The organism is Commensalibacter sp. A3DC, assembly GCF_047307945.1.
Lineage (GTDB): Bacteria > Pseudomonadota > Alphaproteobacteria > Acetobacterales > Acetobacteraceae > Commensalibacter > Commensalibacter melissae.
Genome location: NZ_JAXOQA010000086.1, coordinates 1 through 5,580, shown reverse-complemented (window position 1 = coordinate 5,580; position 5,580 = coordinate 1). Strand labels below are relative to the sequence as shown.

The window sequence follows — 5,580 nt, the reverse complement described above, 5'->3', positions numbered from 1 at the left end:
TCCTCGAACGAACTTGAATTGAAGGCACCTGATTTATGTCCCCTAACATCGGTGAGGCCCTTGTCCGTGACGGCGTTCAGGCCGATATTGCCCGCGGATGACAGGGCTGCATCACCCCCGACATTCAGGGTGCTGCCCGCAAGGTTCAGGTCACCCCTTGTGGATTGCAGGATGGCGTTTCTACCGGCACTGACCATGGTTCCATAGTTCTTGGTCTGGTTACCGTTAAAGGCCAGCATTTCATGCTTTCCGTAACTGGCGCTGGAGGCGGCGGCATTCAGCTGTGCCGCACCGATATCGATCGAACCGGCCTGCATCGCCATATCGGATCCGGACTGGATGCTTCCACCACGGCTGATGATGCTGTCACTCGCCTTGATCCCCATGGTTCCAGAGGCAAGGATCTTTCCCTGTGAACCAAGATAGGAGGATGTTCCCCCCTCAACAAGATAGTTGTTGATCGTGTCGCGGTTGATGATCGAGCCGTTCTGGGCATTAAGGGACATGTCCCCGCCCCTTATGGTTCCGCCATCATTGATGATGTTGCCATGTGTGCTGGTGAGCGCGATCGAGTGTGTCCCCTCCATCAGACCGGAATTGAGAATGGAGCCGGCCTTGATACCTACATCCTTACCCACGATGGCAGCGCCGGATATCACCGCGGTTTTTGGTGAAAGATACAGCTGGGGAACCAGCACCTGTCTGCCATCAACCAGCGCGGGAACATACCAGACAATATCCTTCGCAAGTGAGGCCTGCTGCTCCTTTGTCAAGGCGGTGCCGAATTTGAACCCGTGCTGGTCGGCCTCATCGGTCGCATTGTCGAGGAGTTCCTTCATCATATCAGCGGCATTGTTATAGGTTCCACCGACAAAGCTGTGCCCTGTTGCCTGAAGATATTGCTGCTGTATATAGTTGCTGTCAAACCCTGCATCCCCCAGGAACATATATGAGCCGGCAATATTCAGGTGATCCAGCAGATATTGCGACCCATAGAATTTCTGCAAGGATGTATATTGTGGACGGGTTTCAATAAGATAGCTTGATCCCTCCGGCACGCCACTTGTATTGATCTTACCCTGCTGGGTGGCGGCTTCACTGATTTTGCCCGCATCGTTGATATTAACCGCCCGCCCTACCTTGGCTGGAGCTGTACCGGGTTTGGCAAGACTTTCATTATTGCTGATATTGTCAATATTACTGTTTCCATTAACATTGATATTACCAATTGTTTTATTACTATTAATATTGCCGTTACTGTTACCATTAATATTAATATTACCACTCGTTTTATTATTATTGATATTGCCGTTATTGATACTGTGAATGTTTCCTCCGGTTATTTCACCAATACTGGCGGTGTCATTGCCCTTAATATCCGGATTAGGCCTGAACAAAGCGTGTCCACCGGCAATGGATGAGAGTATATCGTCAACACTTTCAGACACTCCCTGATAATTAAAACCTGGAAGATGGACATGCAAACCCGGATCAATTCCCTCGGGATTGCCTACCCCACCATATCCTGGAAGCGTGGTGTTTTGACCGTTTATCCCTTTTCCACTTGATGAATTATTGACCAGATTACCTTCTCCAGGCCCATTCAATCCGTTTCTGCCTGTTTCACTCTGGACAGATGTCAATTGTTTTCCCGAGGGAAGGCTTGGATTGACCGTGACATAGTCATCAGGAGATGCATGTATCTTGATTGTCCGGTTATTAACCTGATTGGCCACTATCCCTATCAGGGTTCCACCTGCCATAATCGTGCCGCTCAATCCGGGATTATATGAACTATCCCCCCATACATATGCAATATTTTTATTGTTACCATCTAATGGAGGTGGATGTGAATAAGGAGGATTGGCTGCATTGGCTGGATCTTTTGGATATAGGGATCGGCAAAGTTTACCATTGTGACATACCAGTTTAAAAGTTATATCATCTTTATACCCGATATTGTCCAGGGATGACGCATTCAGGGTCATATCATGACCCGCTTCCAAATGGCTTACATCATTGACAATCTTTCCGGAAGTTTCAATGATCAAGTCATGACCGGCCGTAACAATGGCTGAACTGCCTTTCAAGGTTGTTCTTGTTCCAGTTTCCGTCACCTCAATCCTGGCTTTTGGATTACCCCTACCTTGGGATAGAAACATGTAAAAATAACCACTTGCTGGGGTTCCATCCGCTTTGTACATATCTTTGGGAGCGTAAACCTTGATCATTTTTACATTACCCTTCCAAAAATATTTGTATAAATTGCTATCCCCACCCCAGCCACTTGTATTTAAGTCTTCCTCAAGGGCTATCTGTTTGTTGGATTTTCCGTATCCTTCCTGTCCTTCATCGTTAATCGCCTTATCATAGATAGTAGTGCTGTCAATTGTTTCCGTAACAAGTTTCCCAGTATAGCTGTTGGTAAAAGAGGCGGCCTTGATTGCAATATCCCCATTGGCGCTCTGTGTACGAATTAACCCTCCCTTGTTGATTATATCCCCATCAACATCCATGGCGATAGATCCCAAATCCGACTGGATAACCCCATAATTATTCAGCGTGTTTTGCCCATTATTGCCTTTAATGTTGATTGTCAGGTTGTTTCCGCTACTTAATAATCCAGATTGATTGTTTTGAAGCGAGGTCCCATCCAAGACCAATCCATTCATGGCCAATATGACACCATTATTTATGATGTTTCTTGCCGTGACATGAATATCGCCATTAGAGGTTATCCCACCATCCTGTCCGGCTTCATAATCTCCATGAATATTGAGATTAACCAGACCACCTTCATTTGCTCCCCTTAACGCCCCGAAGATAATACTGTTATTTTTTAGATCCCCTTCAATTGTTGCATTCAGTGCGGCAGCAGAAAGAATCTGGCCGGTGGATGAAAGTCCATTGCTTAGGACGTGCATATCTATATTACCTGAAGATTGTATAATACCGTTCTCATTCAGGTTTAAAAAGGATAGTGCCTGATTTTGCCGGTTAGCAGCAAGAACCATATTCCCCCTGACATTTTCATCAGTAGCTTGCTGCGTTATTATCATTCCACCCTGATTGTTTATATTATTGGCATAAAGGCTCATTCCTGTTGCAGCTTGCAAAGTTCCTTTGTAATTGTTTAATTCATTTAATCCGTTTCCATTTTGATTTTGCGCGATCGTCGTGCCACCATTTGTACTGATAATTACTCCCTCAGAATTATCCAAAGATGGTGTAAAAATCTGGATATTTTGTTTTGCTTGCAACCATCCTTTATTATTTAGAGCTTGCAAAGCAATCAGATCTGCCGTGCCATTTGAGGTGAGAACCTGCCCATATCTGTCCAATGTTACACGAGGCGCAACAAGCGATAATGTTCCTGTGTCTGATCCGATTTGACCATGGGCTTGATTGTGAATAGCCGTATTGGAGTTAAGAACTAAACCTTTAGAGCCATATAAATAACCGTTTTCAAGATTATTGATATCTGCCGAGCTATTAGCAACAAGTTGACCTCCTGCAAGAATAAGCCCCTGATTATCCAAAGCGGAAGCAGAAAGCGTTATATTTCCTTGTTTATAGGCAGTAATCTCTCCATTATTTTGATTTGATAACAAAGAATCAGCTTGTAAATTTATATCCGAATTGGAATATATTCTGCCATTATCATTCACGAACGTATTGGCGAATACAGAGATATTCCCTGACGTATCAATATTTTGAATGATTCCTTGATTTTTCAAATATCCTTTCTGAATATTTAAAATAATAGAACCTTGATCTGCACTGATCATTCCGCTTTGACTGTTAACCAGGTTAGATGCAGACAGATTTATACCTTTTCCACCCCATAAATTCCCTTGATTTACAAAATCAGAACCAATCGTAAGTGATAATAATCCATTAGAAAGAATCTTGCTTTCTTCAGAATTTTCAAGATGATTGGCAGCAAGATCAATATCACCAAAAGACTGAACCGTTCCTTTTTCATTTAAAAACTGTTCCAGCGCAAGAGCGGAAGATCCTTGATTGATACGGATATTTCCTTTTTGACTGGTCAATACACCATTATTGTTATTCAATTGTTTAGCTGCAATTGAAAGATCACTGAAAGCCTGTATATTCCCCTGATTGTTGTTAATTATATTAACTGGAACACTTTCCTGAACAGTCGATCCTCTTCCTTGCAATATTGTATTCGCATTTGTTGATAAAATGACACCATCAAGATTATTATCAATCCTGTCGGCAGTAAGATTGACAGTATCTTTTCCCTGGATCCATCCTCCTTCATTATCTATAACCTGTGAAGATATCTGAACAGTGTCACCAATTAATGAACCAGAAGCAAGCTTTTCATTATTAAAGGAAATTCCAGAATGGGTTGTTTGATTACCTGTTCGCTCTGATGTTTGGATATTTAATGAGTGAACAGCAGATACATACCCGTTATTTTCCAGAACGGAGGCAACAAGCTGTAAATTCTGATGACCAATCAAGATTCCTGCATTGTTAAACTTTGAAGAGAAAACTGTCAGGTCACCTCCCTGAACAAGAATTTGACCAACATGATCTTGGTTAATCCGATTGATGAACTGCTGATTAGCCTTTAAAGTGGCTTTCCCTTTTGCAAAAACGATACCCTCATTAATCATGGTTAGGCTATTTAGTAAAAGATGACTGTCCACAGCATTTGTTTGAATATTTCCCAGATTAAATAATCCCTGTTGCCCCATCACAGTCAGGGTCAGATCATTATTACCGGTATAAATCAATCCTGAAATTCCGTTCGTTAAGGAATTAGAAGTTAAATCCAGTCCAGAACCTGCTGCAATCTGGCCATTATTACCAACATTACCAGTATAGGTAGCGTGAATTTGCTTTTGTGCTGTCAATAAAGCCATATCATCACCTTGATAGGCAGCAGCATTGATTATAATATTTCCATTTGCCTGAATTTTGCCTGTATTTGTAATTGATGACAAAGTAGGGATAAGTTGTGAGGGTATAATAGCCAAATCACCAGCTAGCGCCAGAATATTTCCTGAATTGTCTAAAAAAGATGTTGATAACGTTAATCCCTTACTGGCTTGCAGAAATCCTCCATTACTTATTTTGTCAGAGACATTTAAATGTAAATTATCATCACTTAAAATTTGTCCATTGTCATTTTGCAGTGTTTTAGCCGTCAGCTGCATGATCTTTCCAGACTGAATTACGCCTGAATACTGACCCATAGAATGGTTGATAACATCTCCACCCAATGTCAGGGTAACCGCTTTTGATCCATTTATTAACCCTGTATTATTCAGAGAATTTGCTGCAATGTTAATGTCACCTTCTGACTGGATCATTCCGCCTTTTAAAGTATTATCTGTATCGGAAATAGAACCTTCATTAGTTAAGAGATTGCCTATTAATAATTGCGTTGCTGTTTTACCGAATATAGAGCCTGAATTGGACAGAGAAGATGCCGATAAAGTTAAATAACCCTTAGAACTGTAAAGACTTCCCGCATTGAGAAGGCTATTGGCGATGGCAAGTGTTCCATCCCCGTTCAAGCTGCTAATGGAGGCATCCCTGTTG

1 protein-coding gene is annotated in these 5,580 nt (G+C 42.2%); it reads right to left on the bottom strand.

Annotation, left to right across the window (positions count from 1 at the left end; genetic code table 11):
* On the bottom strand, window positions 1-5,580 hold a 5,580-nt coding region (locus U0839_RS08200), incomplete at both ends, for a hypothetical protein (RefSeq protein ID WP_413550457.1).